Genomic DNA, 26,301 nt, shown 5'->3' with positions numbered 1-26,301 from the left:
CCTGTTGCCTGCAGACCCAGGGATGACGCCGTTTTCAGCGCTAATGACTGATGTAAAGCGCGCCGGCAATCAGAAGCACCAGTAACACCGCCAGAGTGATAAACCCCTGTTTGGCCGTGCGTGACATGCCGACAAAGGTCGATATCACGATAAACAGCAGTGCCAGTGCTCCAAACATCACCCAAAACAGATATTGCGTATTCGCCATGCCTTCATCCTGTTAGTCCTGAACCGGTAAGCGACGTTTTATACCATTTTTCCGCCCGTGATGCGCGGCTGACGCCCAGTGCGCGCTGCAACGGATGACAATCGCACCGGGATTATGGCAGGCTAGGCGTTCAAAAAAACAGGGAGAAGATGATGAGCATTACGCGCATTGATCCAGAACATCGTATGTCCGAAGCGGTCATTCATAACGACACGATTTATTATACCAGCGTGCCTGAAAACCTGGAGGCGGATGCCGAAGCGCAAACCGCCAATGCGTTGGCGGTGATTGATGCCCTGCTTACGCGGGTGGGCAGTGACAAAAGCAAAATCCTTGATGCCACTATTTTCCTGGTGGATAAAGCTGATTTTGCCGCAATGAACCGCGCCTGGGACGCCTGGGTTTCGCCCGATAATGCGCCCGTTCGCTGCACGGTTCAGGCAGGTTTAATGAATCCACAGTATAAAGTCGAAATAAAAATTATCGCTGCACGCTAAACCGCTTGCCGGGCGTCAGCCTTCGTCGTCTTCATCTTCGAAGCGCGCCCGGATCAGTTCACCAGTGTGGCTTTCGCGAATCTCCTGCGCAACCAGGGTAATCGCTTCACCGCTGGACATGCCACCAGCCATTAATTGCTGAATACGTTCAACAGCGCGCTGCTGCTGGTCGTGTGAAAGTGCGGGTAATCCTGTAATCATGTTTTACTCCTGCTATGAGGCTGCCATTATTTCATGGGGAACAAACAGGTGCCAGTCAGGAAAAAATATGTCAGTCTAACGGCCTTACTGATGTCAGATTTCGTGCTCAATGATCGTTCAAACTCATAACCTAAGTTATTCGCCTGACGCCATCACCCACTATTTTTCCCGTATTGCGCATCTGCCGTGGGCGATGCTGTTGTCTTCAGGACAAGCTGACCACAGCGACAATCGTTTTGATATCCTGACCGCCGATCCACTGACGACGCTGACGACCCGGGGCAGGATAACAGAAATTCAGCAGGGCGATCGCTCCCAACGTAGCCAGGACGATCCCCTGTCCCTGGTACAACAGCAGTGCGACGCGTTGGGCATTGCCCCGCAACGCCATCCGGACTTGCCGTTTTTAGGCGGCGCGCTGGGTCTGTTTGGCTATGATCTGGGCCGGCGTTTTGAGCAGTTGCCGCAGACCGCCCTCGCCGATCTTCATACACCGGATATGGCCATCGGCATTTATAGCTGGGCGCTGATTGCCGACCATCACTGTCACACATTAACGCTGGTTGCCATTGATGATGTTGCGCGGCGTCTTCGCTGGCTTGAAGGCTGGCCCGAACGTGAAACCGCGCCTTTCTCGCTGACCAGCAAGTGGCAGTCCAACCTTAGCCGGGATGAATACGCGCAACGCTTCCACAAAGTGCAGGCTTATATTCAGGCGGGCGACTGCTATCAGGTTAATCTGGCACAGCGCTTTAAAGCAGGCTATCAGGGCGATGAATGGCGTGCTTTTTGCCTACTGAACCAGACCAACCGCGCGCCGTTCAGCGCCTTCTTACGTCTGCCGGAAAGTGCCATCCTCAGCCTGTCCCCCGAGCGCTTTATGGCGCTGGATCAACACGTCATTACGACCCGGCCGATTAAAGGCACCCGCCCGCGTAACCGCGATCCTGTTGCTGACGCGGCTCAGGCCGAAAGCCTGCGTACCTCGGCCAAAGACCGCGCCGAGAACCTGATGATTGTCGATCTGCTGCGTAATGATATTGGCCGGGTCGCCGTTGCGGGTTCCGTCAGCGTCCCGGAACTCTTTGTGGTGGAGCCCTTCCCTGCGGTTCATCATCTGGTCAGCACTATTCGCGCCACGCTGCCTGATCACCTACAGGCCTGCGATCTGCTGCGCGCCTGCTTTCCCGGCGGCTCGATCACCGGCGCGCCTAAAATTCGTGCCATGGAGATTATTGATGAGCTGGAGCCGCAACGCCGCAACGCCTGGTGTGGCAGCATCGGTTACCTGAGTTTATGTGGCCGTATGGATACCAGTATCACTATCCGCACGCTGGTGGCCGAAAATCATCACCTTTACTGCTCTGCCGGCGGCGGGTTAGTGGCGGACAGCGAAGTCGAATCTGAATATCAGGAAACCCTGGATAAAGTCAGTCGTATTTTACCTGCGCTGGAAAAAGGGGCCTGAATGGCATTGACGCTCGCGGATTTCCGCACCCGTTTTTTACTGCAACAGCCCCTGGAGCCTGCACAAGCACTCTCAGGTCGTCATGCTGCGGTGTTAATTCCCATAGTGGCACGCCAGCAGCCGGGTTTACTGCTCACCCAGCGTTCGCACGGATTACGGAAGCACGCCGGACAGGTGGCCTTTCCCGGCGGCATGCAGGACCCTGAAGATGCCTCTCTGGTTGCCACCGCATTACGCGAAGCGCACGAAGAAGTGGGTATTTCGCCTCTGCAGGTCGATGTCCTGGGCTGTCTGCCGGCTGTCACCAGCAGCACGGGGTTTCAGGTCACGCCGGTGGTGGGCATCATTCCAGACCAGATTGCGCTGCGCATCAATCCGGATGAAGTGTTAAGTGTGTTTGAAATGCCGCTCACGGAAGCTTTACGTCTGAGCCGTTATGCCGAGCTTGATTACTATAGCGCCGGGATTCGTCATCCTGTCTGGTTGTCGCGCTATCAGGATTACCTGGTCTGGGGAATGACAGCAGGGATTATTCGTTCGCTGAGTCAGCAGATTGCTTTTTAATTGACGCAGCCTCCATTTTTAAGCCTGTTTACAGGCTTCCGCGCAATATCACACTATAATTTTTTCTCGTGGTGTTAATTAGTTTATTTCATGCGAAAAGCAGCGCGTTTACCCTGCTTAGCCGTTTACTATTAGCGCCATAAACTGCTGCGGCAGTCTGAACGTTTTTTGTGAGGAGTGTCACCCATGATTTCGGTTTTTGACATGTTTAAAGTGGGCATTGGCCCATCCAGTTCTCATACGGTCGGTCCGATGAAAGCGGGTAAACAGTTTGTGGATCTGTTGTCTGAACAGGGCAAACTGCATGAGGTGACACGCATCGCCGTCGATGTCTATGGTTCCCTGTCGCTGACCGGCAAAGGTCACCATACGGATATCGCCATTATTATGGGATTAGCGGGTGAGTCGCCTGACAGCGTCGATATCGATGCTATCCCCGCCTTCATTAAAGATGTGCAACAGCGGGAACGTTTGCTGATCGCGAAAGGTGCCCATGAAGTCGATTTCCCTCGCGAAGGCGGCATGGTGTTCCGCAGCGAGAATCTCTCGCTGCATGAAAACGGCCTGCGTCTGCTGGCGTTTTCCGGCGATCTGCTGGTGCTGTCAAAAACCTATTACTCCGTTGGCGGTGGGTTTATTGTCGATGAGGAGCATTTCGGTCAGTCTGCGCTGGATGAAGTGTCCGTGCCCTGGCCGTTCCATTCTGCCAAAGAATTATTATCCCACTGCCGTGAGACCGGGCTTTCCCTGTCCGGCCTGGTGATGAAAAACGAACTGGCGCTGCATTCGCGTGAAGAGATTAACCAGTATTTCACGACAATTTGGCAAACCATGCAGGCCTGTATCGATCGCGGTCTCAACACCGAAGGCGTCCTGCCTGGCCCGTTGCGCGTTCCACGCCGCGCTGCCTCGCTGCGTCGTTTACTGATCTCCTCCGCCAAGCACTCTAACGATCCCATGGTCGTTATCGACTGGATCAACATGTATGCGCTGGCGGTAAACGAAGAGAATGCCGCCGGTGGGCGCGTCGTTACCGCACCCACTAATGGTGCCTGCGGTATTGTGCCGGCAGTGCTGGCTTACTATGACCACTTCATTGAAACGGTTACACCCGATATCTTTATTCGCTATTTCCTTGCCTCCGGTGCCATTGGTATTCTTTACAAAATGAATGCCTCTATCTCCGGTGCTGAGGTCGGTTGTCAGGGTGAAGTTGGCGTGGCCTGTTCGATGGCGGCGGCAGGTCTGGCAGAACTGTTAGGCGCAAGCCCGGAGCAGGTTTGCGTCGCCGCAGAAATCGGCATGGAGCACAACCTTGGCCTGACTTGCGATCCCGTAGCCGGCCAGGTTCAGGTGCCCTGTATTGAACGTAATGCTATCGCATCAGTGAAAGCCATCAATGCCGCACGCATGGCCCTGCGTCGTACCAGCGAACCGCGCGTTTCACTGGATAAGGTGATAGAAACCATGTACGAGACCGGCAAAGACATGAATGCGAAATATCGCGAGACGTCACGGGGCGGTCTGGCAATAAAAGTTCAGTGTGACTAATCATTTTTGAGATTTAATTCTAATTTTTTGCTTTTTAACCAGTGCATTAGTCAGTCCTGCCTGCTATAAATATTAACGATATTAAAGCGACCTGCGGGTCGCTCTGCTTTTCTTCTAGCCTTTCATTTTACGCTCGGGTCCTAAATTTGCGTTGGGCCGTGCCGATAACAACCCAGCTATATCTATTTTCTGGTTTTGGGAAGGTGATTCTTGATGTTCATGGCCCAGCAATATGTTGGACAATACAGACGTAAGCGATTGCTTATTGCTGTGGTGATTGCTTCGATTGTTCTTTCGTTAACGCTGGCTTTTCGCTACTTTGAAGAAAAATCACATGTTCAACAGCGAGCAATCAGTTTTGCCGATAATGCGATTACGCGTTTTGATCGCATGTTTTCACCGCTTGATGTCTCCGCCAACAATATGCAGGGATTGGTCGGAATGTCCTGTCAGGATGCCCGTTTTCCCTTAATCGAAAAGATTTCTTCGCTACAAACCGTGCGCGCTATTTTGCTGGTCGATGAGGACAGGCTTTACTGTTCCAGTATTTTTGGCTCACGAGATATCGCGTTCAGCCAGGTCTACCCTGAACTCGCCCTTAACGAGAAGCGCATGCTGCTCTCCACGGATGACTATTTGCTCAAAGGTTCGCCCGTCTTGTTATTGTGGACGCCCACGACGCTGGATAATCGTTCCGGAATACTTCAGGCCATCAATATTGAATTAATGAGCAGCTACCTGCTGGAGCCGCAGGCCCCCTGGGTTGAACGGGCAATTTTTAACGTGAACGGCAAAAGCCTTGAATATGGCAATCCTCTCATTGAGTCCACGCTGCCTTCTGAGGATGAAGTTACCTATACCGAAGCCTCGCTGCGTTATCCCTATACCGTTACCCTTTATGGTCCCTCACCTTCGCGCCTGGCCCTGGCCTCTTTGCCCTCGCAGTTGCCCCTGGCGCTCATGCTGAGTTTGCTGATTGGCTATGTGGTCTGGCTGGCAACCGCCAATCGCATGAGCCTGAGCTGGCAGATTAGCTACGGCATCACAGCCAATGAATTTATGGTTTACTGCCAGCCCCTGATCAATGCCCGAAACGGTAAATGTGATGGCATTGAGCTTCTGTTGCGCTGGCATAATCCGCGTCAGGGCTGGATTCCACCCGACGTTTTTATTCCCCTGGTTGAACGCCAGAACCTGATTAAGCCGTTAACCCGCTTTGTGCTGAACCGCGTCGTCGACGCCTTGCCGGATCTTCCCCACAGTCCAGACTTTCATATTGCCGTTAATGTCGCGGCGAGCCATTTTCGCGAACGTGCCATTCTGGAAGACCTACAAAATATTTGGTGGCCCGCTAATCCTGTCCCCCAACTGGTGGTCGAATTAACCGAGCGTGATGCCCTGCCCGTGGTCGATCAGACGGTCATTGCTCAACTGCACGACATCGGCGTGCGTTTGGCGATAGATGATTTCGGTACCGGGCACAGTTCGCTGTCCTACCTGAAAGATTTGCAGCCGGACGTGCTTAAACTGGACAAAATCTTTACCGCCTCAATCGGGACGGATGCGATTAACGCCACCGTCACCGATATGGTGATCTCGCTGGCGCAGCGTCTGAATATCAGCCTGGTCGCAGAGGGCGTAGAAACCCAGGAGCAGGCAGACTATCTGCGCGATCGCGGCGTGGATCATCTGCAGGGTTATTACTTTGCCCGTCCGATGCCGCTGGAGGACTTTCCGGCGTGGTTGCGCCATCATCAACTGACCTGTGACCTGTAGTGCCCTCAACGCCATCCATCACGTCAGCAGGTCATGTCTTCGCGCAAAAAAAAACGCATCACTATGTGATGCGTTTTACGCTAAGAAGGTAGGTTAACCTTCTTCTTCCTCATCATGTTGTTGATCTTTGGTCACGCGCACCAGATCGATACGGTACTCCGTGGCTTCGATGATCTGGAAATGAAGCGGCTCAATATCGATGACGTCGCCAGGCTTAGGCAACTGCCCTTTCTGCGCAATCAGCAACCCTGCCAGAGAAGCGTGATCTTCTTCTGGCTTTACCAGCTCGTGGAAGTCGAGGAGCTGCTGCAGTGAATGCAGGTCAGTGCCGCCTTTCACTAACCAGCCATCACCGTCCATGATGATATCCGGCGTTTCATCTTCATCCGGGAACTCACCGGCGATCGCTTCCAGCACATCCAGCGGCGTGATTAAGCCCTGTACCACGCCAAACTCGTTAGTCACGATAACAAAGCTGCCTTTAGCACGGCGCAAGACGCCCAGCAGGTTAATCGGGTCAAGCGTTTCCGGTACAATGATGATCGGTGTATTGGCAGCAAAGGTCGCGACGTCAACGCCGTGATCCAGCGCCACTAACAGCTCTTTGGCTCTGACCACGCCAATGATTTCATCCAGCTCACCCCGGCATACCGGGAACAGGCTGTGCGGCGTATCCAGCAGCTGAATACGAATTTCGTCAACCGGACGGTTGGCATCCACCCAGGAGATATCACCACGCGGCGTCATAATGCTGCGAATCGAACGGGACGCCAGCGTCAGCACGCCATTAATCATATAGCGTTCTTCGTCTTTAAAGGCTTCCTGTGGCATGGCAATGGCAATCGCCTGCTCTTCCGTGCTCGCGGGAGCGGACTGCACCCGATTACGTCCGCCCATCAACCGCAAAATCGCCTCGGCGGTGCGTTCACGCATAGGTCGATGAGACTGATGACGGATAAAGTTGTGGCGGGCAATCTGATTGAACAACTCGATAAGAATCGAGAAACCAATCGCCGCGTACAGATAACCTTTCGGAATGTGAAAACCAAAGCCTTCGGCCACCAGCGACAGGCCGATCATCAACAGGAAGCTGAGACACAGCACCACCACAGTGGGATGCGCGTTGACGAATTTTGTCAGGGGCTTAGACGCCGCCAGCATCACGATCATCGCAATAACAACCGCTGTCATCATCACCGGCAGGTTATTGACCATACCGACGGCAGTAATCACCGCATCCAGTGAGAAGACCGCATCCAGGATGACAATCTGCGTCACAACCGCCCAGAAACTGGCGTAGCTGCGGTTGCCGTTGTTTTCCAACTCACGGTTCTCCAGCCGCTCATGCAGTTCCATGGTGGCCTTGAATAACAGGAATATCCCTCCCGCCAGCAAAATGAGATCGCGTCCGGCGAAGCTGAAACTTCCCACGCTAAACAGTGGACGCGTCAGAGTCACCATCCAGGAGATAAGCGATAACAGGCCCAGACGCATGACCAGCGCCAGCGACAAACCAATCAAACGCGCTTTATCACGCTGCTTAGGCGGCAGCTTATCCGCAAGAATGGCAATAAAGACCAGGTTATCAATGCCGAGGACGATTTCCAGCACAATGAGCGTGAGCAATCCCGCCCAGATCGAGGGGTCGAACAGAAATTCCATTAGTGACTCCTGAACAAGGATGTGATTACGTTAAAGCGTGCCAGCGTCTGATGACGTGACTGAAATAAGCGCGGAAAAGCAGAGAAAACGCGGTCTGGCGTGAATTGACGCGCTGAAGAGCGCAAAGACAAGGTTAAGCAACGTCGGTGACGATCCATAAGGGTGGGCTGCTGCCCGCTACTCCTGAATAATAAACAGATTGCTAATGTATCAGTTCGTACCACGAGGTCAAAAAATTTTCTTATTTTTACACTCTCTCACGGCCGGGTTCAGGCGTCATAAAAACTCAATTTCCCTCTTTTATGCTGCAAATAGCCAACCAATATCACAAACTTTATTTTTTCGGACACTAAAATAAATCCGGCATTCACGTAGTGAGTTGGTTATCCCAACAATGTTGAAATTAGGTTAATTCACATTAACAAGATTTAGATGTTGTTAACGCGATAATTCTTAACGGTTCCTCACATTATGATGAACCAACAAGCGAACGGAGGTAGCACGTGACCATTGCTCTTGTAATTGGTACACACGGCTGGGCAGCGGAGCAGCTGCTTAAAACGGCAGAGATGCTTTTAGGCGAACAGAAAAATGTCGCATGGATAGATTTTGTACCGGGGGAGAATGCTGACACCCTGATAGAAAAATATCAGGCACGACTGGCAGAGCTGGACACATCACAGGGGGTGCTTTTCCTGGTGGATACCTGGGGCGGCAGTCCATTCAATGCAGCCAGTCGGCTGGTCGTTGATAAAACGCATCACGAGGTGGTCGCCGGGGTAAACATTCCTATGTTAGTCGAAACCCTGATGGCCCGAGACGATAACCCCTCTTTTGACGAACTGGTGGCGATTGCGGTTGAAACCGGCCGTGAAGGCGTCAGAGCGTTAAAAGCACAACCTGAAGAAAAACCGGCTGCTGTTGCCGCCCCGCCGTCTGCGCCTCGCGCAGCGGCCCCCGTCAACCGGCCGCTGACGCCTGACGAACATATGAATATTTGCCTGGCACGCATCGACGATCGTCTTATTCATGGGCAGGTCGCTACGCGCTGGACCAAAGAAACTAACGTCAGCCGCATTATCGTGGTCAGTGATGAGGTGGCTAACGACAAAGTGCGTAAAACGCTGTTAACCCAGGTGGCACCGCCGGGCGTCACCGCGCATGTGGTGGACATCGATAAAATGGTGCGCGTCTGGAATAACCCCAAATATGCCCGCGATCGTGTCATGCTGCTGTTTACCAACCCAACGGATGTCCTGCGGATTGTTGAACAAGGCGTGGATATCAAGAGCGTCAACATTGGCGGTATGGCATTTCGCCAGGGGAAAACCCAGGTGAATAATGCCGTCTCGGTCGATGAAAAAGATATCGCCGCCTTTCGCCAGCTTCACGCGCGCAATATAGAACTTGAAGTGCGCAAAGTCTCGGGCGATCAAAAACTAAAAATGATGGATCTGGTGGCTAAGGTGAGCGCATAACACGCCAGCTATATTTTTCTATCCTGTAGAGGACAAGAAGTATGATGGAAATAACCACACTTCAAATTATTTTAATCTTTATTGTCGCCTGTATTGCCGGTATGGGTTCGATTCTGGATGAGTTCCAGTTTCATCGCCCGTTGGTGGCCTGTACGCTGATCGGGATTGTACTTGGTGATATGAAAACCGGCATCATCATCGGCGGTACGCTGGAGATGATTGCACTTGGCTGGATGAATATCGGTGCTGCTGTTGCGCCTGATGCCGCGCTGGCCTCCATTATCTCCACCATTCTGGTGATTGCCGGTGGACAGAGCGTGGGTGCTGGTATTGCGTTGGCCATCCCACTGGCGGCGGCCGGTCAGGTTCTGACCATCATCGTGCGTACGCTGACCGTGGCGTTCCAGCATGCGGCGGACAAAGCCGCGGAAAAAGGCAACCTTACGGCCATCTCATGGATTCACGTTTCCGCCTTGCTGCTTCAGGCAATGCGCATCGCGATACCGGCGCTGATTGTTGCCATCTCAGTGGGAACGGATGCGGTTCACTCTCTGCTCAGTTCCATCCCTGAGGTCGTCACCAACGGTCTGAACATCGCAGGTGGCATGATCGTGGTCGTCGGTTACGCCATGGTCATCAATATGATGCGTGCAGGCTATTTAATGCCGTTCTTCTATCTGGGTTTCGTCACTGCCGCGTTTACCAACTTCAACCTGGTGGCTTTAGGCGTGATTGGCGTCGTGATGGCGGTGCTTTATATCCAGCTCAGCCCGAAATATAACCGCGTAGCCGGTGGGCCCGCGGCATCGCCGTCAGCTAACGACCTCGACAACGAACTCGATTAAGGAACAGGTGACAACATGGTTGATATAACAAAAGTCGAAAAGAAACTGACGCCGGGTGACGTTCGCGCTGTATTTTTACGCTCAAACCTGTTTCAGGGTTCCTGGAACTTTGAACGTATGCAGGCGCTGGGGTTCTGTTTCTCAATGGTGCCAGTGATCCGCCGTCTTTATCCTGAAAACAATGACGACCGCAAGCAGGCCATCAAACGCCACCTTGAGTTCTTTAATACGCATCCTTACGTGGCCGCGCCTGTGTTAGGTGTGACGATGGCGATGGAAGAGCAGCGTGCTAATGGTGCAGCGATAGATGACGGTGCAATAAACGGTATCAAAGTGGGCCTGATGGGCCCGCTGGCCGGCGTAGGCGATCCGATTTTCTGGGGAACCGTTCGTCCGGTGTTTGCGGCCTTAGGTGCAGGCATCGCGATGAGCGGCAGTTTGCTCGGTCCGCTGCTGTTTTTTATCCTGTTTAACCTGGCGCGCCTGTTAACCCGTTACTACGGCGTCGCTTATGGTTACCGTAAAGGGATCGATATTGTCAGCGACATGGGCGGTGGCTTCCTGCAAAAACTGACCGAGGGAGCATCGATTCTCGGCCTGTTTGTTATGGGCGCGCTGGTTAACAAGTGGACGCACGTCAATATTCCGCTGGTGGTTTCACGCATTACCGATCAGACCGGGAAAACCACGGTGACGACCGTACAGTCGATTCTGGATCAGCTGATGCCGGGCATTGTCCCGCTCCTGCTGACTTTCGCCTGTATGTGGCTGCTGCGCCGCAAGGTTAATGCGCTGTGGATTATCGTTGGCTTCTTTGCTATCGGTATATTTGGTTACTGGATCGGTTTGCTCGGGCTGTAACGTTAACCGCATCGGGAGCCTCGGCTCCCGATGCTTTTAAGCGGCCCGCTGCGTGAGAAGTCCGGCTTTTATCTGTAAAGGAAGAACAATGTCATTGACCGACGGCATCATCGCCCTCTGCATCATCGCCCTTCTGTTTTTTGCTGTTTATGATGAAGCGGTTCTGCCACGTCGTCATGGCCCCACGCTGTTACGTGTACCGTTACAACGCCGTCATAAAGCCGACAGCCTGATCTTCATAGGTTTACTGCTCATCCTGTTGTGGAACAACGTCGCCCATCAAGGCCCGAAACTTACCACCGCGCTGTTGATGGTGCTGTGTTTTTTATCATTTTGGCTTTTCTGGCTGCGTCGTCCCAAACTGCTGATGAAAAGTCAGGGATTGTTTTATGCGGGCATGTGGACAGACTATCGACGCATACAGGGCATGAATCTTTCAGAGGACGGCATTTTAGTCATGCAGCTTGAGCAGCGACGTTTGCTGATCGCCGTGCAGCAGCTTGACGATCTTGAACGTATTTACCAAACGCTGGTCGAGGCGCGTTAGTCGCGTTGCCAAAGAGTAATCATAAAGTCCGCGTCACAGTGAAATTGCGAGCTTTCAGCGAGGGACTGCCAGACTTCTGGCCGCGCGCGCCAGGCAAACGGGGTCATCTGCAACAGGGTGGTTGCCGCCTGTGCGGTCAACGCCATCGGATAGGTTAAACGATGCTGGGCCCGTTGCGTAAATCCCTGGTAGACTTTCTCTTCCGACGCGTGAAGCTGCACTTCGCGATAAATCAGCGCCTTGAACTGCTCAAGATGATGAGGCCCCGGCGTAACCGTTAGCAGCAGACCACCCGGTTTGATGACGCGGCTCAGTTCCGCCTCGTTGCAGGGCGCATAGATACGTACCACCGCATCCAACATGTTGTCACTAAACGGCAGGCGCTGGCTTGAGGCCACACAGAATAACACCTGCGGATAGCGCTTAGCCGCCAGTCGAATCGCCATTTTCGCCACATCCAGACCGTATACCTGCCCTTCAGGGGCGAGACTGTCGGCGAATGCGCCCGTGTAGTAACCTTCCCCGCAGCCGATGTCCAGAATCTGCGCAGCCGGTTGCTGCAGGTGCTGATCAAGCACGCTCACCACCCGATCCCGCAACGGCTGGTAATAACCGGCCTGAAGAAACTCACGCCGCGCCTGCATCATGTCAGCACTGTCGCCCGGCTCACGCGAGCCTTTATGTTGAACGGGCAGCAAATTGACATAGCCCTCTTTCGCCTGGTCAAACTGGTGACGATTCTCACAGCGCCAGCTGCGTTCGGTAAGGCTCAGGGGAAAGTGACAAAGTGGGCAAATCAAAGACATCAGGCGCTCCGGCAGAAATCGACGCGCAGAAGTGTACTCGACGGGAAACAATATCGAAAGCGTAAAAAAAGCCTCGGCCAGATGGCCAAGGCTTTAATATCTGAGACAGTGGTGCCTGGCACCCGTCTGAGGCGAAATCAGATAGCAGTAACGTTAACTGCTGCTGGACCTTTCTGGCCGTCCTGAATTTCGAACTCTACGTTCTGGCCTTCAGCCAGTGTTTTGAAACCGTTGCCCTGAATAGCAGAGAAGTGTACGAACACATCTTTGCTACCGTCAGCTGGAGTGATAAAACCGAAGCCTTTAGACTCGTTGAACCACTTAACCTGACCTTTAATCTTTGCCATTTTACTAATTCCTTAAAGTGTTTATTTTGCCCGGAGGCTAACCTACAGATAAAACAGAGACATTACTGAATGAGGCACTGATTAAAGTTCGGCAAGGAAGCGGTATTCAACGTCAACGTCTTTACTCGTAACTTCTTTACTGAAGATGCCATACATAAACAGAACTGTACCTCGTTTAACCCACGAATTGTTATCACATATCCGCTAAATAATGGCAAGCCATTTTTATATGCCTGACCGGCGCTTTTTGCATAATTGCAAAGTGGCTCCCAGAGAATGTACTTCCTGGTACAAAACCCTGGATAGCGAACGCCAGTAATAGCCCTGACATCACTATAAAATAATGCTTTCCTGCCCGGACAGGATGATATCTGACTCCCTTACCCACCTCACTCGCGATGGATAACATTAAAAAAATAACATTGCACTAATATGGCAATATTGCACCAAATAAAGGAGCAGATAAGTGAAGCGCGAGTAATCTATTGCGGCAAGCTTGTACAACAAAACTTATTCCGTACACATATAAATATTATTTTCAGCAAAATCATAAGTTGAGCGTGAACGCAATCATTTATAGCTTGCGCGCAGGCGTTTTTTGAATTAGGCCTGCGCCATGTAGGATATTAAAATGGATTCCAGTCAACACGTAGCGGCGTCTGACGAGAATGTTATCACGACGGATTAATCGGGTTGATATATGTCAGGCTGCGGCTCTCGCCAATCTGCCATGGCGTAAAGTGCCTGCTCGCTTCACCGCTTTGCGTTAAAACACGCTGCAATTCCGCCGGAGGCGCATCCAGCGATTCATCGGCCAGTTCAAAAACCCCCCAATGGATTGGGACAGTAAGAGGCTGGCCGATTGCCCGCCACAACGCCACCGCCTGTTGAGGGTCCATATGTTGTGCCCCCATAAACCAGCGGGGTTCATAGGCCCCGACGGGCAGCGCGGCCAGATTGAACGGGCCGTGACGTTCTGCAATGGCATGAAGATTTTCCGTGTAGCCACTGTCACCCGAGAACCAAAAACGCACTGAGTCGGTTTTAATGACCCAACCGCACCAGAGAGATCGGTTGCGATCGGTAAAGGTGCGCATACTCCAGTGGCGGGCCGGTACCGCATCAAACTGAATCCCACCCATCGCCTTGTGTTGCCACCAGTCCAGCGCGTGCACCTGTTTAACCCCACGACGTTTACACCAGTCCGCCAGACCCAAGGGCACCAGAAAAACAGCCTCAGGAAAATGGCGTACGATCTGCTTGATGGTTGGCTTATCCAGATGATCGTAATGATTATGGGAGATCAGCACGTAATCCAGACGAGGCAACTGACTGATGGTCAGCGGGGACGGCGTTTTCCGTTCTGGCCCGATAAACGGCAGAGGCGATGCCCGCAGGGAAAGCGCAGGATCGATTAATATATAGCGTTGATTCAGCCGCAACAACAGCGCAGCATGGCCCAGCCACCAGAGCCGGTCATCCTCACCGCTCAGGTCGGCAGGTTGCCACCACTGCGCAATAAAGTCGTCATAACCCCGCTGAGGCGGATGGGGTAATCCCTGGGCTTTACGTTCCTTACGCCAGCACTTCAGGTCACCCTGCTGGCGTGTGTCAGGTTCGGGGTTGCGAAAACCCGCCGGTGTGTGATGGGCTTTACTGCTGTCAAACCAGGGATTCTTCCAGGCCATCCGGCCTCCATGCAGGCGTTAACGTTCCGGAATGAGGCGAATAAAATCGCCATTTTCCGGCTGCGCGTCAGTTTTTTGCTCTGACGTACCACTTTGCTTCTCGATCAAACGCTTCAGCAGGGCGTTTTGTTTCTTTTGCTCTTCCAGCAGCGACGCCAGCAACGCAATCTGTTCATTTGCCCGAACGCTGGCGCGGTTAACGTAGAACCACAGGATCAATGCCACAATCAGCATTATCCCCATCACGCCATAGCTGACCACAGGACCCGCATTAGCGGCTAACTCATTCATAACTTCCTCAAGATACCAGGTGAAACCACCATAAAAGGTGCGACCGTCTATTCTACCCTGCGGCGCAGTAAAAGATAATGGCGGAGTAAGGGATGGGCATCATTCTGCTCATTTCAGTTATCTCTGATCGCTTCCCGCGTAAAAGCGAGGCATGCTGCTGCGGTACATCATGTCAGGCAGCAGTCACTGGAACGCTGCGTTAGGTATCATAAGGAGATACAATGAAACTGTTTATTCGGGCGATTATTGTTGTGGGGATTATCTGGCTGGCGATGCTGTTTACCGGCTATGGCATTCTGGCTGGCAGTAATAAGAATGCGGCGGGACTGGGACTTAAGTGTAACTACCTTACCGCACGGGGCATGATCACGGCACAGTATCTGCACACAGACAGCGGCGTAGTGGGCGTGACCGACTGCCCGCTGTTGAAGAAAAGTAGTGAAGTGGTTGATAACTGATCGCACTGAAGCGGGCCAACTGGCCCGCTTTTTTTACGAAAACGTGTAATCGTGATAACCCAGCTCGGCGGAAAGACGTCGTCCCGCGTCTTGCAGCATCATTACATAAGTCTGCTTATTCGACTCTGAGAAGCGAATGGTGGGAAAAGAGATACTCAGCCCGGCGACGGCCACGCCAAAGCGATCAAAAATGGGCACGGCGATACAGCGCACGCCCGCTTCCTGCTCTTCGTTATCCTCACCATAACCCTGCTGCTTCACCTGACTCAGCGCCTCCAGCAGCGCACCCGCGTCAGAAAGTGTATTGGCGGTATGAATGCTAAACGTCATGCGCTGCAGAATCTCGTTGACGTCATCACGGCTGCGCCATGCTAATAACACCTTACCCAGCGCGGTAGAGTGCAGCGGATTACGGCGACCGATACGCGACGACATGCGCAGGTTATACAACGAATCGATCTTGTGAACATAGACGATGCTCTCGTCATCCAGCGCGCCCAAATGAATCGTTTCTTTGGTCAGGCGGGACAATTCCCGCATCTGCACATCGGCACTGCGAATCAAATCGATGTTCTGCAGCGCTTTCGATCCCACCTCAAACAGTTTTAGCGTCAGCGAGTATTTCTCGCTTTCCCCTTCCTGGGCCACATAACCCAGTGACTTCATGGTTTGCAGGAAACGGTAAACGGTGCTTTTCGACATCATCAGCCGTTGAGCCAGCTCGGTAATCCCATGTTCGCGCGCGTCACTTAATGCCTGCAAAATGCCAAACACCTTTTGCACCGACGAGACCGAATCAGGCTGTTTGTCCTTTTCATCAGGAACCATGTGCCACCTTGAATACGTGTTTCAAAAAAAACGGAACGAGGTTGCAGTATAGATGGGCCGACATTGCCCCAGCAATCCTTCAACGCCTGTAACATCTGCAAAATATATTTTTCGGCCCGGCGCGATGCATTTTGTCCGGTAATTGATTAGGATCATGATATTCACCCCCTTTAATATTAGCCTCTATGTCACTCTCTTCTTCAGACGGCGGACTTGCTGTGCCACAACGGTACTGGGCCATTCTGACGATCGCCATTGGCCTCATCATGGCGGTGTTAGACGGTTCGATTGCCAACGTGGCGCTTCCCACCATTTCACGTGAACTGCAGGCCAGTCCGGCCCAGTCGGTGTGGGTGATTAACGCCTATCAGATCGCCATTGTTTCTTCGCTGCTGTCATTGTCATTTCTGGGTGATATCGTCGGCTACCGTCGCGTGTATCAGTTCGGCCTGGTGGTGTTTGTCGCGACCTCCGTATTCTGCGCCCTGTCGTCCTCGCTGACGATGCTGACCGTGGCGCGCGTCATGCAGGGGTTGGGCGGTGCCGCGATAATGAGCGTGAATACGGCCCTGATACGCATTATCTATCCGCCCCGCTATCTGGGACGCGGGATCGCCATTAACGCACTGCTGGTCGCGATCTCAACCGCCGCCGGGCCTACAGTTGCGGCGGCCATTCTCTCGTTCGCCAGCTGGCGCTGGTTATTCCTGGTTAACCTGCCGCTCGGTGCGGTGACACTGTGGCTGGCGTTACGCTACCTGCCGGATAACCCACAGCGGGCAAAAACACAGAAGTTTGATGTCATCAGTGCCGTGATGAATGCGCTTTTTTTCGGCCTGTTGATTTCTGCGCTGGGCGGCTTTGCACAGGGACAATTGCACTGGCTGATAGCCAGTGAAGTGGTGGTGGTCATCCTGGTGGGTTATTTCTTTATTCGTCGCCAGTTAGCGATGGCGGTGCCGTTACTGCCGGTCGATTTATTGCGTATTCCCATTTTCGCCCTGTCTATCTGCACATCAGTGTGCTCTTTCTGCGCCCAGATGCTGGCCATGGTTTCACTGCCTTTCTATCTGCAAAGCGTACTGGGTCGTGATGAAGTTGCTACGGGCTTGCTGTTGACGCCCTGGCCGCTGGCCACCATGCTGCTTTCGCCGGTGGCTGGCCGCCTGATTGAGCGGGTGCATGCCGGTTTACTGGGCGGCATTGGTCTGGCTCTGTTTGCTGTCGGGCTGTTCCTGCTCGCCCGGATGCCGGCCCAGCCTGAGGATAGTGATATTATCTGGCGCATGATGCTGTGCGGTGCAGGTTTTGGCCTGTTTCAGTCACCCAATAACCACACCATCGTCACCGCAGCCCCGCGCAACCGCAGCGGCGGTGCCAGCGGTATGCTAGGAACGGCACGTTTACTGGGGCAGAGCAGCGGTGCAGCGCTGGTTGCGTTGCTGTTCAATCTGATGGGAAATGGCGGAACCCACGCCTCGCTGTTACTAGCCGGGGGATTCTCTACCGTCGCCGCCCTGCTCAGCCTGTCAAGGATGAAAGCGTCCTGAGTCCGGCGACAAAAAAGGCGACTGAGCAGTCGCCTTTTTATCGGGGTTTACTTCAGATATTCGCCGCTACGCAGCGCTTCGATACGTTTGTCTAACGGCGGATGGGACATAAAGAGTTCGCTAAATGACTTTCCTTTACCGTTGATACAAAACGCCATCATGCTGCTGGGTTCCTGTGGCTCATAGCTGGTTTTCAGACGCTGCAAAGCCGCAATCATCTTCTCGCGCCCAACCAGTTTGGCCGAACCGGCATCGGCATGGAATTCACGATGGCGTGAAAACCACATGGTAATAATGCTGGCAAGGATACCAAACACCAGCTCAAGCACCATGGAAACGGCAAAGTACACCAGCGGATTACCGTTGCTGCTTTCTTCACCATCACGGTTGCCGGACATAAAACCGGCCGCAATCTGTGCCAGGATGCGCGACACAAAGATAACAAAGGTGTTCACCACACCCTGAATCAGCGTCATGGTAATCATGTCGCCGTTCGCAATGTGCGCAACTTCATGCGCCAGCACGGCCTCCGCCTCATCCCGGCTCATGTTTTGCAGCAGGCCGGTAGAAACGGCGACGAGGGAAGCATTACGTCGCGCACCGGTTGCAAACGCATTGATATCCGGCGCGTGGTAAATAGCGACCTGTGGCATCGCGATGCCCACTTGCTGTGCCTGGCGGCCAATGGTCTCAAGTAACCAACGCTCGGTTTCATTGCGTGGTTGTTCAATCACTTCACCACCGACCGAACGGAGCGCCATCCACTTCGACATCAGCAGTGAGACAAACGCACCGCCGAAGCCAAACAGACCTGCCATTATCATCAGGCCCTGAACACTGCTTGACTGAATTCCTGTCAGGCTGAGAATCAGCCCGAATACCAACATCACAGCCAGGTTGGTCAGCAGGAAAAGAGCAATACGCATCATAACGGTTAATCTTCCTCAGTAGTTCATGCGCTCATGCGCGGATACATATCCTATGAGCATTACGCGGGTTTTCAAGCGACCTTAACGTTTAAGTGCCTAAAAAGACATAACTTTACAATATGACACAACCTTCCGCGTAACCTGCCGAAAACCGCCCGGAAGAACACATTAACTGCGCTAATCACTGCCAAATTAATGATAAAAAAAAGCACCGCGCTGAGCGGTGCTTTTCGTCAATCTGATGCCGTTAGTTGGTCTTTGCCGCGGGAGCGTCGGGTAATGACTTCTCCAGTTGCGCCAGATCATTGGCAATTTTGACCGTTTCATCCAGATAAGGATCGGGCTCTTTATAGTCCTTCGGTAAATCATCCAGGCTTTTCAGCGGCTTTTTACCTTCAGCCTGATAGCGCGCATTAATCCGTTCCAGACGCAGTGCATCTTCTTCATGATTCTCTTTCTCACGCTGGGCAAGATTGAGTGACACGATATTGCGTTTGTCTTTCATGGCATTAAAGCGAGCGATGTCCTTCATGATGTACTGGAACTCGCGATCTTTAGCGATACGTTCGTCGTGTTCTTTGGTCAGCTGCGGTGCCAGCGCTTTGACATCACCGGTCCTGGTGTACGTGGCGGCCGTAATGCTGTCCCACGGTAACGCGTTATCTTCGAACTTCTCGCCCGTTTCTGCCGCTTCTACGCCGGTCGGCATCAGCAGGTCAGGCGTAACGCCTTTGCGCTGAGTACTGCCACCGTTGATGCGATAGAACTTCTGAATCGTGTACTGCACCGAACCCAGTGCCGGCCATTCCGGGCGCAGCATCTGATCGTAAATCCGGTTCAGAGAACGATACTGCTGAACGGTACCTTTACCAAACGTCGGCTCGCCAACAATCAGCGCACGTCCATAATCCTGCATGGCAGCCGCGAAGATTTCTGATGCTGAAGCACTGAAGCGATCAACCAGCACCACCAGCGGGCCTTTATAGTAAACAATGCCGTCGTTGTCGCTGTCCTGGCGCACGTGGCCGTTGTTATCACGCACCTGCACAACCGGGCCGCTGGGTATAAACAGGCCGGAAAGCGAAACCGCTTCGGTCAGCGCACCGCCGCCGTTGGTACGCAGGTCAATAACAATGCTGTCCACATTCTGCTTCTGCAGTTTCTGCAGCTGGACCTTAACGTCATCGGTCAGGCCAACGTAGAAGCCCGGAATGTCCAGCACGCCGACTTTCTGTTTACCGACGTTATGAACGCTCATTTTAACGGCGCGATCTTCCAGACGGATTTTCTCACGCGTTAACGTCACAATGCGGGTCTTGGTGCCTTTGCCTGCAGGCAGAACCTCAAGGCGAACCTTGCTGCCTTTCGGCCCTTTAATTTTGGCGACCACATCATCCAGACGCCAGCCGATCACGTCTTCCATTGGCTTGCCCGGTTCACCGACGCCGACAATCCGGTCGCCAACGGTAATGGCTTTGCTTTTCGCCGCCGGACCGCCTGCCACCATCGAGTTGATAACGGTATAGTCATCATCCATCTGCAACACGGCACCAATACCTTCGAGCGACAAACTCATTTCAGTATTGAACTGCTCGGTATTACGCGGCGAGAGATAGTTGGTGTGCGGATCGATTTCGTGAGCAAACGAATTCATGGCCAGCTGGAACACATCTTCACTGTTGCTCTGCGCCAGACGGCGTATCGCAAAGTTATAGCGTTTGGTCAGCACTTCACGAATTTCTTTTTCGTCTTTCCCAGCGAGTTTAAGGCTCAGCTCATCGTATTTGACCTTGGCGTCCCACAGCGCATTTAACTCGCTCTGATCTTTCGGCCACGGAGCTTTAGCACGGTCAATATCGATCGTGTCATTGCCGGAAAAGTTCATCGGGCGAGCCAGCACCGTGAGCGCATACTGATAGCGCTCAAAGCGGCGTTTCTGCGCCAGATTATAAAGATCGTAGAAAATATCCAGTTTACCGCTACGCAGCTCATCACCCAGTTGGGCTTTCTTGCTGGCAAACTGCGCGACATCCGACGCCAACAATACGTTGTGGCTGTAGTCGAGCATATTCAGGTAGCGATCAAAAATCTTAGCGGAAAACGTACCGTCAAGATCGAACTGGCGGTAGTGAGAACGGGTAAACCGCGAGGTCACACGCTCGCTCACCGTCGGATCCTGCGGGTCCTCGTGCAATTGAGGAATTTGATCGGCACGCGTGATGTTCTCGGCCGCAAAGGAAGGGCCTGACAACAGCAGGCCCGCGATCAATCCAACTTTTAAAAGGGTGTTCATGCCGGGGTCAGCCTCCGTTTCAGAACTGCAAATGTTCTGCGCGCACAATCATTGCCATGCCGGAAGCGAGCTGCACCCGGACGCCGTCTTTTGATACTTCCAGAACGGTCGCGTCCATCGCACTTTTGCCTGCTTTAACTTTAATACTCTGGCCGGGTTGCAAAGTTGAGGTATCAGTGATGGGTTTAGCCTGCTGCTCCGGGCGTGGTGCCGGTTTGCGATTCTGTGATGCAGTAGGACGCTCAGCAGACTGTGGACGCGGCTTACGCGCGGCCTCACCTTCTGCCGGTTTACGCGGAGCAGGTTTACGTGGGCGACGTGGTGCAGATGCACCTTCTTCGCCTTCACCGGCTTCACGACGCGCGGCTCGCTGCTGGTCGCGTTGTGCCTGAACACGCGCTTTCGCATCTTCAAGCTGCTTGCGGGCATGCTCCACGTGCTGCTCATCGAGCACACCACATGGGTTTCCATCGAGATCCACGCGGGTTGCGCCCGCTTTGATACCGTAGAGATAACGCCAGCTGGAGGTATAAAGGCGCAGGGCCGAACGCAACTGCGTTTTGCTCAGGTTCATTTCGCCCTGAACGCGCTCTACCAGATCCTGAAAGATACCGATTTTGAGCGGACGCGCTTCACCTTCAGCGCTAAAGCAGTGCGGAAAGCGCTCCGCCAGAAAGCTAATGACTTCTTTACTGCTATTCAACTTAGGTTGATTTTCCATGAAATTTCCTGATTACTACGGGTTTGCCGACCAGAGCAGGCATGAACAGGCGACATTATAATGACAACATCGCCAAATGCCATGCAATCCAGTCGATTAGCTGCGCGTCAGTTGCAAATATTTTTCTAAGTCACTGTTCGCGAGCACGTCGCAAAGCCCGTTAGTCAAGGCGACCAGCCCTTTTTCATCTTCACTATCAAAGCGATTGTATTCCACGCTGTCGATGTCCAGAACGCCGACAACCTGACCGTTTATTTTCAGAGGAATCACAATTTCTGCATTACTGGCCGCATCGCAGGCGATGTGTCCGGGGAAAGCATGGACATCATCAACACGCTGAACCTGTTCCTGCGCCAGTGCCGTACCACAAACTCCTTTACCCACCGGAATGCGGACGCAGGCAATCTTACCCTGGAACGGGCCAAGTACCAGCGTGTCCGCTTCCGTCAGCAGGTAGAAGCCTGCCCAGTTCACGCCTTCAAGACGTTCATACAACAGCGCGCTAAAATTACCCATCGCGGCGAGGAACGCCGTTTCTCCCGCCAGTAAGGCGCGCATATCGCGATCTAAATCGGCGTAAAAGGCAGTTTTGTTCATTATTCAACCGTTACTAGTGACATCCGAGCGGCTAACCACTCCGCTTGTTAAAAATAAGCACTAAAAATCCATAGCCATAAGGTGAATCATAGCGTTAGTTACTATAACCTTAACATTCTGTGGATCGAAGCGTGATACCCAAGACAGGTACCCAGGCGATGTCTTACTGACCCTTTGCGTTAATGACAATAAGCGAAACTTGCACTTAATGATGAAAATTCACGCTATCAGCCAGACATTGCCTCACGCACGTTATCAGCGTTGTCCGCAATGCGATACCCTTTTTTCCTTACCAGATGTGAAATCGCATCAGTCAGCGCACTGCCCCCGCTGCAACGCGCAGATTGTGAGCGGCCGTGACTGGTCAATGACGCGTTTACTGGCGATGGCGGCCACCATGCTGGTGCTGATGCCTTTTGCTTTTAGCATGCCGCTCATCGACATTCGCCTCCTGGGTATGCGCATTAATGCCAGCGTGCTGGAAGGCATCGTGCAGATGACGCTGCAGGGCAATGTTCTGACGGCCTCGATGGTGGCGTTCTGTACTATCGGTGCGCCGGTCACCCTGGTGGCGGGCATCGGCTACCTGGCGCTGGGTCAGCGTTTAGGCATGAACCTCCGTCCGGTATTGTTGATGCTGGATAAGCTTAAAGAATGGGTCATGCTGGATATTTTTTTGATTGGCATTGCCGTGGCCTCAATCAAAGTGCAGGATTATGCCGATCTTGAACTGGGCTATGGGCTGGTGGCCTATGTGGCGTTAACCGTGCTGAGCGTGATAACCCTGATCCATCTGAACATGGAGCAACTCTGGGAACATTTTTACCCACAACAGCCTCAGGTGACGCGCCGGGACGATTTGCAGGTCTGCCTCAACTGTCACTATACCGACATTCCTGATGCGCGCGGGCGCTGTCCGCGCTGTCATACGCCGCTCGACTTTCGGCGTCGCCACAGCTTACAAAAATCCTGGGCCGCACTGATCGCTTCTATCGTGCTGTTGATTCCGGCAAATCTGCTGCCGATTTCTGTGGTGTATCTGAATGGTTCGCGCCGGGAGGACACGATTTTTTCCGGTATCCTTTCGCTGGCCTCCGGTAACGTTCCCGTGGCCGCCGTGGTATTTATCGCCAGTATTTTAGTCCCGTTTACCAAAGTGCTGGTGATGCTGGCGCTGCTGATCAGTATCCATTTCCGCTGCGAGCAAGGCATGAAAACCCGCATTCGCCTGTTGCGTTTTGTTACCTGGGTTGGACGCTGGTCTATGCTGGATCTGTTTGTCATTTCACTAACCATGTCGTTGGTCAACCGTGATCAACTGCTGGCTTTTACCATGGGACCAGCCGCGTTTTACTTTGGCGCTGCTGTTGTCCTGACCATTATGGCCGTTGAGTGGCTGGATAGCCGCCTGCTCTGGGATGCACATGCAACAGGAAACGCCGACTACACCGACTAATGCTACGCTGCGCAATAAGCGTAAGATTTCGCCTTTTTGGCTTCTGCCCATTATCGCAATGCTGATTGCGGGCTGGTTGCTCTGGACAAGCTTTCAGGAGCGCGGCACCACCATTTCTATCAATTTCCAGACGGCCGATGGCATCGTGCCTGGGCGGACGCCTATTCGCTATCAGGGCGTGGAAGTCGGTACGGTGCAGGGCATCAATCTGAGCGATGACTACAGCAAGATTCAGATCAAAGCCAGCATCAAAAGCGATATGCGCGATGCGCTGCGTGAAAATACGCAGTTCTGGCTGGTCACGCCGAAAGCCTCGCTGGCGGGTGTGTCCGGTCTTGACGCGCTGGTTGGCGGTAACTACATCGGCATGATGCCAGGTGATGGTAAAGAAAGTGACACCTTCACCGCACTGGATACCCAGCCCAAATACCGCGTGAACACCGGTGAGCTGATGATTCACCTGCATTCACCTGACCTCGGCTCGCTGAATACCGGCTCGCTGGTGTATTACCGTAAAATCCCGGTAGGCCGGGTTTATGATTACAGCATCAACGGTCAAAATAACGGCGTTTCGATTGACGTCCTTATTGAACGTCGCTTCGTGAACCTGGTGAAAACCAACAGCCGCTTCTGGAATGTGTCGGGGATGAACGCTGACGTCAGCCTGAGCGGTGCCAAAGTCCAGCTTGAAAGCCTGGCGGCACTGGTCAACGGCGCTATCGCCTTCGACTCCCCTGACGGCGCTGAAGCCGCGAAAACCGATCAGAACTACCAGCTGTATCCCGATCTGGCACACAGCCAGCGCGGCGTGCTGATATCACTTGATCTTCCCAGCGGGGATAATCTCTCAGCAAACCGGACGCCGCTGATGTACCAGGGCTTAGAAGTGGGCACCCTGACCAAGCTGAATTTGCAGGATGGCGGTAAAGTGACGGGCGAGATGACGATCGATCCGTCGGTCGTGGGCCTGATGCGCGCAGGCACCCGCATTGAGATGCGCAGTCCTAAACTCAGCCTTACCGATACCAGCCTGAGCAGCTTACTCACCGGTAACACCTTTGAACTGGTGCCGGGCGACGGTGCGCCGCAGCAGCATTTCACGGTGGTCGCGCCCAACAAGACGTTACTGCAAAAACCCAATGTCCTCACGGTTAAGCTCAGTGCACCCGAGAGCTATGGCATTGATGCGGGACAGCCGCTGATGTTACACGGCCTGAAAATTGGCCAGGTGATTTCGCGAGATCTGGATGAAAACGGCGTTAACTTTGTGGTCGCAGTCGATCCTGAACAGCGGCAACTGGTCCATGGTGACAGCAAATTCATTGTCAACAGTCGTCTTGACGTGAAGTTTGGTCTGGATGGCATGCAGGTGCTGGGTGCCAGCGCCCGCGAATGGGTTGACGGTGGCATTCGCCTGGAGCCGGGTAAGCAAGGCGCACCCAAAACGGCCTATCCGTTGTTTGCCGATGCCGAACGCGCAGAAGAAGGTATTACCGGCGATGGCCCGTCAACCACACTCATGCTGACCGCCAAAAGCTTACCTGACGTGCAGGCTGGCTCCATCGTGCTCTATCGCAAATTCCAGGTGGGTGAAATTACCAACGTCACGCCGCGAGCCGATGCGTTTGATATTGCAGTCCACATCAAACCGGAATACCGCAAGCTGGTCTCTGGCGAAAGTGTGTTCTGGGCGGAAGGCGGCGCACGTGTTCAGCTTAACGGCAGCGGCTTAACCGTGCAGGCGTCACCTTTGAACCGTGCGTTAAAAGGGGCCATCAGCTTTGATAACCTGACGGGCGCGAAAGTCGATAAAGGCGTTAAGCGGGTGCTGTATCCGTCTGAAACTGCGGCCCGTGCGGTCGGCAGCCAGATTACGTTACATACCTATGACGCGAGCAAACTGTCCGCCGGTATGCCAATTCGCTACCTGGGGATTAACGTCGGGCAAATTGAGTCACTGTCGCTGAGCAATGACAACAATCAGGTGGTGGCGAAAGCCGTGCTTTACCCTGAATATGTCCAGAGTTTCGCCCGCGTCGACAGCCGTTTCTCCGTCGTGTCGCCAGAGATTTCAGCTGCGGGCGTCAATCATCTGGAAACCATTCTGCAGCCCTACGTTAACGTCGATCCGGGTAAAGGCCGTGGCGCGCGGACGTTTGAGCTGCAGGAAAGCACCATTACCGACTCACGTTACCTCAACGGCCTGAACATCTATGTCGATGCCACCGAGGCGGGTTCCCTGTCACTGGGGACGCCGGTGCTGTTCCGCGGGGTGGAAGTGGGTACGGTGACCGGCACCTCGCTGGGTAATATGGCGGACCGCGTCCAGATCGCCCTGCGCATCAGTAAGAAATACCAACATCTGGTGCGTAATAATTCCGTATTCTGGCTGGCCTCTGGCTACAACCTGGACTTTGGACTGATTGGTGGTGTGGTGAAAACCGGCACCTTCCAGCAGTTTATTCGCGGTGGTATTCAGTTTGCTACGCCGCCAACGGTGCCGCTGGCTCCGCAGGCGACCGCAGATAAACACTTCCTGTTGCAGGATGAACCGCCTAAAGCGTGGCGGAACTGGGGAACGGCGATTCCGGACCCGAATCAGCCTTAAGACAGACGGGCAGCGCAGGCTGCCCGTTTTCTTTCTGCGTGCTACACTGCCACCTTTGCCTCAAAGAGAAC

Annotated in this window: 25 protein-coding genes and 1 pseudogene; 13 read left to right on the top strand and 13 right to left on the bottom strand. The window is 53.4% G+C overall.

From position 1 onward, the window contains the following. Positions 1-40: 40 nt before the first annotated feature. Complete coding sequence (locus tag QNH99_RS10275) at positions 41-208, bottom strand: hypothetical protein (RefSeq protein ID WP_186440800.1); 168 nt, start codon at positions 206-208, stop codon at positions 41-43. Positions 209-360: 152 nt separating this feature from the next. On the opposite strand from QNH99_RS10275, the gene QNH99_RS10270 reads away from it, so the two are divergent. Next, positions 361-705 (top strand): RidA family protein, encoded by a 345-nt coding sequence (locus QNH99_RS10270; RefSeq protein WP_063879842.1) that lies wholly within the window; start codon positions 361-363, stop codon positions 703-705. Positions 706-720: 15 nt separating this feature from the next. Here the strand turns inward: QNH99_RS10270 and QNH99_RS10265 are convergent, their stop codons facing one another. Continuing rightward, complete coding sequence (locus tag QNH99_RS10265; protein WP_063879843.1) at positions 721-906, bottom strand: YoaH family protein; 186 nt, start codon at positions 904-906, stop codon at positions 721-723. A 109-nt stretch (positions 907-1,015) separates the two neighbouring features. Between QNH99_RS10265 and pabB the strand changes: the two genes are divergently transcribed. The 4 genes from pabB (at position 1,016) to QNH99_RS10245 (ending at position 6,265) form a co-directional block, all read left to right on the top strand. Continuing rightward, on the top strand, positions 1,016-2,374 hold the full coding sequence (gene pabB / locus QNH99_RS10260; protein WP_410517637.1) for an aminodeoxychorismate synthase component 1: 1,359 nt from the start codon (positions 1,016-1,018) through the stop codon (positions 2,372-2,374). Beyond that, positions 2,375-2,938, top strand: coding sequence for a CoA pyrophosphatase (locus QNH99_RS10255; RefSeq protein ID WP_410517636.1), 564 nt, complete (start codon positions 2,375-2,377; stop codon positions 2,936-2,938). It begins immediately after the preceding gene. 186 nt (positions 2,939-3,124) lie between these two features. After that, complete coding sequence (locus QNH99_RS10250; RefSeq protein WP_063879846.1) at positions 3,125-4,489, top strand: L-serine ammonia-lyase; 1,365 nt, start codon at positions 3,125-3,127, stop codon at positions 4,487-4,489. A 213-nt stretch (positions 4,490-4,702) separates the two neighbouring features. Beyond that, positions 4,703-6,265, top strand: coding sequence for an EAL domain-containing protein (locus QNH99_RS10245; protein WP_256852249.1), 1,563 nt, complete (start codon positions 4,703-4,705; stop codon positions 6,263-6,265). A gap of 93 nt (positions 6,266-6,358) precedes the next feature. Here QNH99_RS10245 and QNH99_RS10240 read toward each other — a convergent pair whose 3' ends face one another. Next, positions 6,359-7,927, bottom strand: coding sequence for a TerC family protein (locus QNH99_RS10240; protein ID WP_096010490.1), 1,569 nt, complete (start codon positions 7,925-7,927; stop codon positions 6,359-6,361). Between the two features lie 503 nt (positions 7,928-8,430). On the opposite strand from QNH99_RS10240, the gene manX reads away from it, so the two are divergent. The 4 genes from manX (at position 8,431) to QNH99_RS10220 (ending at position 11,658) form a co-directional block, all read left to right on the top strand. Continuing rightward, positions 8,431-9,405, top strand: a complete 975-nt coding sequence (manX, locus tag QNH99_RS10235; RefSeq protein ID WP_109716455.1) for a PTS mannose transporter subunit IIAB — start codon at positions 8,431-8,433, stop codon at positions 9,403-9,405. Between the two features lie 44 nt (positions 9,406-9,449). Further along, complete coding sequence (locus QNH99_RS10230; RefSeq protein WP_063881190.1) at positions 9,450-10,250, top strand: PTS mannose/fructose/sorbose transporter subunit IIC; 801 nt, start codon at positions 9,450-9,452, stop codon at positions 10,248-10,250. Between the two features lie 15 nt (positions 10,251-10,265). Then, positions 10,266-11,111 carry a PTS mannose transporter subunit IID gene (locus QNH99_RS10225; protein WP_013026024.1) on the top strand — a complete coding sequence of 282 codons (846 nt, stop codon included), beginning with the start codon at positions 10,266-10,268 and terminating at the stop codon, positions 11,109-11,111. Between the two features lie 88 nt (positions 11,112-11,199). Further along, on the top strand, positions 11,200-11,658 hold the full coding sequence (locus tag QNH99_RS10220; protein WP_096010488.1) for a DUF986 family protein: 459 nt from the start codon (positions 11,200-11,202) through the stop codon (positions 11,656-11,658). Here QNH99_RS10220 and rlmA read toward each other — a convergent pair. The 5 genes and pseudogenes from rlmA to QNH99_RS10195 all read right to left on the bottom strand — a co-directional run bounded on the left by rlmA (position 11,655) and on the right by QNH99_RS10195 (position 14,790). Next, positions 11,655-12,464 (bottom strand): 23S rRNA (guanine(745)-N(1))-methyltransferase, encoded by an 810-nt coding sequence (rlmA, locus tag QNH99_RS10215; protein WP_256852251.1) that lies wholly within the window; start codon positions 12,462-12,464, stop codon positions 11,655-11,657. The genes QNH99_RS10220 and rlmA overlap by 4 nt on opposite strands. A gap of 137 nt (positions 12,465-12,601) precedes the next feature. Beyond that, positions 12,602-12,811, bottom strand: a complete 210-nt coding sequence (gene cspE / locus QNH99_RS10210; RefSeq protein WP_001062678.1) for a transcription antiterminator/RNA stability regulator CspE — start codon at positions 12,809-12,811, stop codon at positions 12,602-12,604. Between the two features lie 37 nt (positions 12,812-12,848). Beyond that, positions 12,849-12,967, bottom strand: a pseudogene (locus QNH99_RS10205) (DUF2627 domain-containing protein). A 518-nt stretch (positions 12,968-13,485) separates the two neighbouring features. Next, positions 13,486-14,499 carry an MBL fold metallo-hydrolase gene (locus QNH99_RS10200; protein WP_410517635.1) on the bottom strand — a complete coding sequence of 338 codons (1,014 nt, stop codon included), beginning with the start codon at positions 14,497-14,499 and terminating at the stop codon, positions 13,486-13,488. Between the two features lie 18 nt (positions 14,500-14,517). Next, positions 14,518-14,790 carry a YebO family protein gene (locus QNH99_RS10195; protein WP_063879852.1) on the bottom strand — a complete coding sequence of 91 codons (273 nt, stop codon included), beginning with the start codon at positions 14,788-14,790 and terminating at the stop codon, positions 14,518-14,520. A 221-nt stretch (positions 14,791-15,011) separates the two neighbouring features. Here QNH99_RS10195 and QNH99_RS10190 point away from each other — a divergent pair, with 221 nt between their 5' ends. Next, complete coding sequence (locus tag QNH99_RS10190; RefSeq protein ID WP_109716458.1) at positions 15,012-15,248, top strand: YobH family protein; 237 nt, start codon at positions 15,012-15,014, stop codon at positions 15,246-15,248. Positions 15,249-15,281: 33 nt separating this feature from the next. Here QNH99_RS10190 and kdgR read toward each other — a convergent pair whose 3' ends face one another. Then, positions 15,282-16,076: a DNA-binding transcriptional regulator KdgR gene (gene kdgR / locus QNH99_RS10185; protein WP_410517634.1), complete on the bottom strand. Its 795-nt coding sequence runs from the start codon at positions 16,074-16,076 to the stop codon at positions 15,282-15,284. Positions 16,077-16,261: 185 nt separating this feature from the next. On the opposite strand from kdgR, the gene QNH99_RS10180 reads away from it, so the two are divergent. After that, a complete protein-coding gene (locus QNH99_RS10180; RefSeq protein WP_410517633.1) occupies positions 16,262-17,626 on the top strand; it encodes an MFS transporter in 1,365 nt (454 codons plus the stop codon). Between the two features lie 47 nt (positions 17,627-17,673). Here the strand turns inward: QNH99_RS10180 and htpX are convergent, their stop codons facing one another. The 4 genes from htpX to QNH99_RS10160 all read right to left on the bottom strand — a co-directional run bounded on the left by htpX (position 17,674) and on the right by QNH99_RS10160 (position 22,166). Then, positions 17,674-18,555, bottom strand: a complete 882-nt coding sequence (gene htpX, locus QNH99_RS10175; RefSeq protein WP_063879856.1) for a protease HtpX — start codon at positions 18,553-18,555, stop codon at positions 17,674-17,676. Between the two features lie 247 nt (positions 18,556-18,802). Continuing rightward, on the bottom strand, positions 18,803-20,848 hold the full coding sequence (gene prc / locus QNH99_RS10170; RefSeq protein ID WP_063879857.1) for a carboxy terminal-processing peptidase: 2,046 nt from the start codon (positions 20,846-20,848) through the stop codon (positions 18,803-18,805). Between the two features lie 19 nt (positions 20,849-20,867). After that, positions 20,868-21,569, bottom strand: a complete 702-nt coding sequence (gene proQ / locus QNH99_RS10165) for an RNA chaperone ProQ (protein WP_013026035.1) — start codon at positions 21,567-21,569, stop codon at positions 20,868-20,870. A 96-nt stretch (positions 21,570-21,665) separates the two neighbouring features. After that, on the bottom strand, positions 21,666-22,166 hold the full coding sequence (locus QNH99_RS10160) for a GAF domain-containing protein (protein ID WP_063879858.1): 501 nt from the start codon (positions 22,164-22,166) through the stop codon (positions 21,666-21,668). A 211-nt stretch (positions 22,167-22,377) separates the two neighbouring features. Between QNH99_RS10160 and yebS the strand changes: the two genes are divergently transcribed. After that, entirely contained in the window at positions 22,378-23,622 is a 1,245-nt protein-coding gene (gene yebS / locus QNH99_RS10155; RefSeq protein WP_063881191.1) for a membrane integrity lipid transport subunit YebS, read from the top strand. Next, positions 23,591-26,230, top strand: a complete 2,640-nt coding sequence (locus QNH99_RS10150; RefSeq protein WP_063879859.1) for a PqiB family protein — start codon at positions 23,591-23,593, stop codon at positions 26,228-26,230. Before yebS ends, QNH99_RS10150 begins: the two co-directional genes overlap by 32 nt. Positions 26,231-26,301: the final 71 nt, after the last annotated feature.

The sequence above is a fragment of the Pantoea allii genome (assembly GCF_046529425.1).
GTDB lineage: Bacteria > Pseudomonadota > Gammaproteobacteria > Enterobacterales > Enterobacteriaceae > Pantoea > Pantoea allii.
This window is presented reverse-complemented; position numbering and strand designations above follow the sequence as displayed.